Genomic DNA, 7,008 nt, shown 5'->3' with positions numbered 1-7,008 from the left:
ACACAAAAAATTACTCGAACGCTAAAGAAGGAAAGACGATTCGGTCAGGGTTACCGGCCCTGCTACCTCGATCGTCAGATCGGCGCGACCGTCCCCGTCCATGTCGATCAGCAGGCGCTGCAGTTCGGGGGATAGCTGTTCCAGACGAATCTGGCCTGCGCCCGAGAACTCCTGGCAGCCGATAAAGGTCAGGTTGAGACCCGAAAGGTCGATCCTGTCGAGGTCCGGCTGGAAATCCAGGATGGTATCGGTACTGCCGTCCAGGTCCTCTGGTGAGTTGAAGACAAAAATGTCAGCTCCGGCTCCGCCGATCAGCGTATCATGACCCCGGCCACCCTGTAGTCGGTCATTTCCGTCATTGCCTTTGAGCAGGTCATGACCGTCGCCGCCAAACAGCACATCATCGCCAGTACCGCCGTCCAGATCGTCATGACCGGTACCACCATCCAGCCGGTCAGCGCCATCACCACCGCGAAGCACATCGTTTCCAGTGCCGCCGTATAGCGCGTCGTTGCCAGCGCCTCCGATCAGCGTGTCGTTACCGCTGTCGCCAGAAAGCGTGTCATTTCCGGCATCGCCTTGCAGCCAGTCGTTGCCCGTGCCGCCAGATAACGAGTCCCGGCCATCCCCGCCACGCAGGGTGTCGTTCCCGCTGTCGCCGTAAAGGACATCATCGCCTATACTGCCATCGACCAGATCATGCCCTTCACCACCATAGATGGTGTCGTTTCCGGCCCCGCCATATAGACGGTCGTGGTCCTGTTGGCCCTTGATGAGGTCATCGCCGTCATCGCCGTAAATCGTGTCATGGCCTGCCCCCCCCTCCAAGGTGTCATTTCCGGTGCCGCCGCGCAGAACGTCCAGTCCCGCCCCACCAAGGAGTTTGTCGTTGCCTGCCCCTCCGTCAAGCAGGTCGTCCCCGGCATCGCCCATCAGTACATCGTTGCCGCTACCCCCCAGCAGCGTGTCATTGCCGGTTCCACCGGCCATCCGGTCGTTTCCAGTCCCGCCGTAGAGCCGGTCGTTTCCCGCACCTCCGATCAGGCTGTCGTTGCCAGCCCCGCCGTCAAGGACATCGTCGCCTGCGTCTCCTTGCAGGAAGTCATTGCCGTTGCCGCCGGAAAGCGAATCGTTTCCGGTCCCACCGACCATCCGGTCGTCGCCGTTTCCGCCGATCATCCGGTCGTTTCCAGCGCCACCGACCATCCGATCGTTTCCATCGCCGCCGATCATCCGGTCGTTTCCTGCACCGCCGATCATCCGGTCGTTCCCGGGCCCGCCGTCCAGCAGATCATTGCCTGCGCCTGCGATCAGCACGTCATTCCCTTCGCCGCCCACCAGAGTGTTGTGGCCGTGTGTGTCGTGGAGGGTGTCGTTCCCGTCGTCTCCGCGCAGAATGTCATTGCCGCTTTCGCCATACAGGCTGTCATTTCCCGCCCCGCCATAGAGCGTGTCATTTCCCGGCCCGCCGTATAGCCTGTCGTTTCCTGCGCCGCCGTAAAGCCTGTCATTCCCCGCGCGGCCATAAAGCCGGTCGTGGCCGCCGCCGCCCAACAGCGAGTCATTGCCGGTCCCCCCGTCGAGAGTATCGTTTCCGTCCCTGCCTATCAGCCTGTCGTTGCCAGCAAGGCCATAGACTTTCGAGCCGTAGCGGCTGGCGACCAGCTTGTCGTTGCGCGCCGTGCCGACCACTTTGGTGGTCATGTCCGGTGGCGCGTAATGCCCGATCGGGAAAAGGGATTCGTCAAAGGAGTTCGCCTGCAGCGTCGTCTTGTCGCGTGTCATGATTACAAGAACCGTTTTTCCATAAAAGATTTTTATTCCATAGGCTTGCGGCCGGAACACCAGCTGTCCCGTGCTGCGGATCATGTCCAGGAAGGATAGGTCCAGCTTGTCGACGCCAAGCTCGAAATCGGTGATGGTGATCGTGCCGTTGACCTCCATCGGGACGAATGTGTCCGCTCCTTTACCACCGGTCATCCTCACCGGGCTGCTACCGGCGATCAGGATGTCGTCGCCCGCCCCGCCGTCCATATGCGTGGTTTTGGCGCTGGCCTGCATCATGTCGCTGCCAGCGGTGCCGATCTGCTTGCCGGCGCCGACCACCTTCGTCAGGCCGATGCCTCCCGGGTCAAAGGCGAATTGCGTGATGCCTTTTTCGGTGCGGGATGAGACAAAGAGCGCGATCTTGCCGTCGATCACCATGGCCGACAGGGCTGAGACATCGGCGAGGGTCAGTTTGTCTGTGTCGACCAGTGTTTCCAGATGCATCAGCCGTCCATCGGGCAACATGGTAAAGACGCTGAGCCCGTCATCGCCGCCGCCGACAAAGATGAAGGCGCGGCCGTCCATCATCACGGTTTCCAGTGCGGTGGCCCCGGCAAATCGGGTCGTGCGCTCGTCAATGATGTGATCCACCGGCTCAAGCGCGCCGTCATAGGTCAGCCGCATCGTGGTCAGCGACGAGCTTTGCGCCGAGGCGACCACCAGATAGGTTACGGCTCCAACCGTCACCGTGCCCAGATGTGTCGGCTGGTTCATGCCGAGGCCGCGGTCCGCCCATAGCATCTGCGCAGTCCCTACCGAGCCGTCGGCATGGATCATCTGCACCGCGACATAGTTGCCCATGGCCGAGGCCGAGATGATGAAGCTGCGATCCCCCAGCTGCGTCACCAGCATGTCGTTTATTTCGGCCCCCTGAACGCCCGGGCCGGTCGGCAGCGCGACATCGGTGAGGTGGCTGATCTTGCCCTTGTCGCCGAACTTCCAGATCTCGAACCCGGTCTGCCCGTCGCGCGCGAAATAGAAAAACCGGCCCCCGGTCGTCTCGAACTCGCCCAGCTGGACGATATCGCCGGATTGTTTGCCCTTCAGCAGCCGGATGCTCTCTGCAAAGCTGCCGTCATCATCCAGCAGGAACCCCGAGCCGAGTGTTTCGCGCATTCCGGTGCCAAACAGAACCGGTCCGCTGTTGAGGGTGATGATGCTGGCCCCCGGCGTGCCGGCATATTGGAACGATTGCGGATAGGCATGGCGGTCGATCATCTCGATCGGCTGGTCGGCCGAGGTGATGCGATAGGCGGCCATGCCTCCACCGACATGGGTAACGCTGTAAAGCGTGTATCCATCGGTTCCGGCATGGGTTTGCAGGTCCGTGATATTGGTCACGAAACTTGTCGCTGGGCCGGTATAGGTGGCAACGTGACGGTAACGCATGGCAGGATCGCTTGTGGTAGTTCATCGCGGGGTCATCCCGCCGCCCTAACAAAGTGCTAACCCCGCCAGATAAGTCACCCATTATTCCCCGTGCATTTTAATGGTCTCACGCTTAGTCTGCGCGTTACATGCATGGCTTGTGCGTGGTTCCGAGTTCCTCCATACCGCTGATGCGACAAGTAGACTGGTTAAAGACCGATGCAGATTCAAAAGACCTCGTTGCCGGGCGTGCTGATCATTGTTCCGTCCCGTTTCGGTGACGAACGCGGGTTTTTCAGCGAAAGCTGGAGCCGCAGGACATTGCACGAGGCGGGGCTCGACCTGCCAGAGTTCGTTCAGGACAATCACTCTCTTTCCTCCGCTGTCGGAACGCTGCGTGGATTGCATTTCCAGTCGCCGCCGCATGCGCAAGGCAAGCTGGTGCGCTGTGGGCGCGGGCGGCTTTTCGACGTCGCGGTCGATATCCGTAAAGGCAGTCCGACTTATGGAAAATGGACTGGCTGTGAGCTGTCTTTTGAGAATGGATGCCAGCTGTGGGTACCGGCGGGCTTTCTGCACGGCTTTGTGACGCGCGAGCCGGACACGGAAATCCTCTACAAATGTACAGACCATTACGCGCCCGATTGCGACGGGGCGGTAGCCTGGGACAGTATCGGCATCGACTGGGGCCTGACAGATCCACCGATTCTGTCGGCCAAGGACGCCAGGGCCCCGGCATTGAACGAGTTCGACAGCCCTTTCACCTATCAAGGGCCCTTTGATTACGAGGCGAGGCTATGAAGATTCTGGTGACCGGTGGCGCGGGGTTCATCGGTTCGGCAGTGGTGCGGCTGGCGGTGGCGCGCGGGCATGAGGTAGTGAACCTAGATGCGCTGACCTATGCGGCTAATCTGGCGAATGTGGCCTCGGTCGCGGACAGCCCGCTTTATCGTTTCGAACAGGCCGATATTCGCGACCGGGCGGCGCTTGATCGCATCCTCTCGACCCATAAGCCCGATGCGATCATGCATCTGGCTGCTGAAAGCCATGTGGATCGCTCGATCGACGGGCCGGGCGCATTCATCGAAACGAACGTGACCGGAACCTATAACCTGCTTGAGGCGGCGCGTGCCTACTGGACCACGCAGGGCCGGCCCGAGGGGTTCCGTTTCCACCATATCTCGACCGATGAGGTCTTTGGCTCTTTGGGCGAAACTGGCCAGTTCACCGAGACTACGCCCTATGACCCGCGCAGCCCCTATTCGGCCTCGAAAGCCGCATCCGATCATCTGGTCCGCGCCTGGCACGAGACCTACGGCCTGCCGGTGGTGCTGACCAATTGTTCAAACAATTACGGGCCTTTCCATTTTCCGGAAAAGCTGGTGCCAGTGGTGATCCTGAACGCTCTGCATGGCCGACCGATCCCAGTCTATGGTGATGGAGGCAACGTGCGCGACTGGCTTTATGTCGAGGATCACGCCGACGCGTTGCTGCTTGCCTTGGAAAAGGGCAGCCTGGGCCGCAGCTATAACATCGGTGGCGAGAATGAGGCGCGTAATATAGATCTGGTGCGGACCATTTGCGCCCATATGGACCATCTGCGCCCAGAATCCGCGCCGCATGACCGGCTGATCACCTTTGTTGCCGACCGGCCAGGTCACGACCGCCGCTATGCGATCGACCCGACCCGCATCCGTACCGAACTGGGTTGGCGCCCCTCGGTCACGGTCGAAGAGGGGCTCAGGCGTACTGTCGAATGGTACCTGAACAACGAAGACTGGTGGCGCCCGTTGCTGAGCCGTCAGGGCGTTGGCGAAAGGCTTGGCAAGGCATGAAGGGCCTTTTGGTCTTTGGCCGCACCGGACAGGTTGCAACCGAATTGGCCCGTCTGGTCCCCGAGGCGCGTTTTCTGGGACGCGATCAGGCTGATCTGACTGATCCGCAGGCTTGTGCTGCGGCAATTCGTACCTCGGGCTGTGCAGCGGTGCTGAACGCTGCTGCCTATACCGCCGTGGATCGCGCCGAATCCGAGCCAGATCTGGCGCGCGCCATCAACGCCGAGGCTCCGGTCGCAATGGCCCGGGCCGCCGCCGAACTGGGTGTGCCGTTCCTGCATATCTCGACCGATTACGTTTTTGACGGTTCGGGCGAACGGCCTTGGGACGAGACTGACCCGACTGGCCCGCTAGGCGTCTATGGCGCGACCAAGCTTGCGGGTGAGGTGGGCGTTGCCGGTGTGGGCGGGCAATGGGCGGTTATGCGAACCTCTTGGGTGTTTTCGGCCCATGGCGCCAATTTCGTCAAGACCATGCTGCGGCTGGGTGCCGAGCGTGAGGAGTTGCGCGTGGTTGCCGATCAGCACGGCGGCCCGACCCCTGCGGGTGATATTGCTGCCGCCTGTCTTGCCATGCTTGATACCATGCGCGCCGATCCTGCTCGGGGTGGCATTTATCATTTCGCGGGCGCGCCCGATGCCTCTTGGGCCGGTTTTGCGCGCGAGATCATGACGCAGGCGGGGCTGTCTTGCCGCGTGACCGAAATTGCCACCTCGGATTATCCCACACCTGCGCGACGCCCGGCGAACTCACGCCTGAACTGTGCCGCCATTTCACGAGACTTCGGCATCAACCGCCCCGATTGGCGTGCCGGTCTCGCCAAGGTATTACAGGAGCTGAAACCATGACCCAATCCGGCACTCCAACCAGCCGACGCAAGGGCATTATTCTGGCCGGCGGTTCGGGCACGCGGCTGTATCCGATCACCATGGGCGTGTCGAAACAGCTGTTGCCGATCTATGACAAGCCGATGATCTATTATCCGATTTCGGTGCTGATGCTTACGGGCATTCGTGAGATCGCGATCATCACCACGCCCGAGGATCAGGCACAATTTCAGCGTCTGCTGGGTGATGGCAGCCAATGGGGGCTAAGCTTCGAATACCTGGTGCAGCCCTCGCCCGACGGGTTGGCACAGGCCTATATCCTTGCCGAAGACTTCCTCTCCGGTGCGCCCTCGGCCATGGTGCTGGGCGACAATATTTTCTTTGGCCACGGCTTGCCAAATTTGTTGGCCTCGGCGGATCAGCGGACCGAAGGTGGTACGGTTTTTGGCTATCGCGTCGCCGATCCCGAGCGTTATGGCGTGGTCGATTTTGACCAGGACGGCCGTGCCCGCGCGATTATTGAAAAACCGCCTGTCCCGCCTTCGGATTATGCGGTGACGGGGCTTTATTTCCTTGACGGTACAGCGCCTGCGCGCGCGCGCGAAGTAAAGCCATCGGCTCGTGGTGAGCTTGAAATCACTACGCTGCTCGAGACTTATTTGCATGAGGGTCAGCTGACGGTCGAGAAGATGGGCCGGGGTTTCGCCTGGCTCGACACCGGCACTCACGCCAGCCTGCTCGATGCCGGCAACTTTGTGCGCACATTGGAACAGCGTCAAAGCTTGCAGACTGGCTGCCCGGAAGAGATTGCCCATGGCCAGGGCTGGATTGGCGCTGACCAACTGCGCGAGCAGGCACGCAAATTCGCCAAGAACGATTACGGCAACTACCTGGCGCGCCTGCTGAAGTAAGGTGGTCGTTGCTCAGTCCCGGCATCTGGTGGATCGGGTTCAGGGTGAAGTGTCCTGGCTCTGAGGTTCAGACTGACCCGCTCCCCGGATTGTCCGTGTTCAGACCGAGCCCGTTCCGGGCTTGGCCCTTCTCTGACCGGTTGAGGTATCCCTGTGACGTTGAATGCAGCGGTGCAGGACCGGAGCGTGTCAAACGCAGAAGAGATCGACTGCAGTGAACCGCACCGGGTTTGCCGGAGG

The 7,008-nt window shown here is 61.0% G+C and carries 5 protein-coding genes; 4 read left to right on the top strand and 1 reads right to left on the bottom strand.

The window, feature by feature from the left end; all coding sequences use genetic code 11:
- Positions 1 to 21 precede the first annotated feature (21 nt).
- A complete protein-coding gene (locus PARACOCCUSGL_RS0119295) occupies positions 22 to 3,216 on the bottom strand; it encodes a M10 family metallopeptidase C-terminal domain-containing protein (RefSeq protein WP_010400424.1) in 3,195 nt (1,064 codons plus the stop codon).
- Between the two features lie 198 nt (positions 3,217 to 3,414).
- Between PARACOCCUSGL_RS0119295 and rfbC the strand changes: the two genes are divergently transcribed.
- The 4 genes from rfbC to rfbA are packed head-to-tail and all read left to right on the top strand — an operon-like array spanning position 3,415 to position 6,768.
- Entirely contained in the window at positions 3,415 to 3,996 is a 582-nt protein-coding gene (gene rfbC / locus PARACOCCUSGL_RS0119290) for a dTDP-4-dehydrorhamnose 3,5-epimerase (RefSeq protein WP_010400422.1), read from the top strand.
- Positions 3,993 to 5,030 carry a dTDP-glucose 4,6-dehydratase gene (gene rfbB / locus PARACOCCUSGL_RS0119285; RefSeq protein ID WP_010400421.1) on the top strand — a complete coding sequence of 346 codons (1,038 nt, stop codon included), beginning with the start codon at positions 3,993 to 3,995 and terminating at the stop codon, positions 5,028 to 5,030. Before rfbC ends, rfbB begins: the two co-directional genes overlap by 4 nt.
- Positions 5,027 to 5,878 (top strand): dTDP-4-dehydrorhamnose reductase, encoded by an 852-nt coding sequence (gene rfbD, locus PARACOCCUSGL_RS0119280; protein WP_010400419.1) that lies wholly within the window; start codon positions 5,027 to 5,029, stop codon positions 5,876 to 5,878. Before rfbB ends, rfbD begins: the two co-directional genes overlap by 4 nt.
- Positions 5,875 to 6,768: a glucose-1-phosphate thymidylyltransferase RfbA gene (gene rfbA, locus PARACOCCUSGL_RS0119275; protein ID WP_010400415.1), complete on the top strand. Its 894-nt coding sequence runs from the start codon at positions 5,875 to 5,877 to the stop codon at positions 6,766 to 6,768. Before rfbD ends, rfbA begins: the two co-directional genes overlap by 4 nt.
- The last annotated feature ends 240 nt before the right edge of the window (positions 6,769 to 7,008 follow it).

The organism is Paracoccus sp. TRP, assembly GCF_000185925.1.
Taxonomy (GTDB): Bacteria; Pseudomonadota; Alphaproteobacteria; order Rhodobacterales; family Rhodobacteraceae; genus Paracoccus; species Paracoccus kondratievae.
The sequence above is the reverse complement of the archived record's forward strand: the minus strand, read 5'-3'. Positions and strand labels throughout refer to the sequence as shown.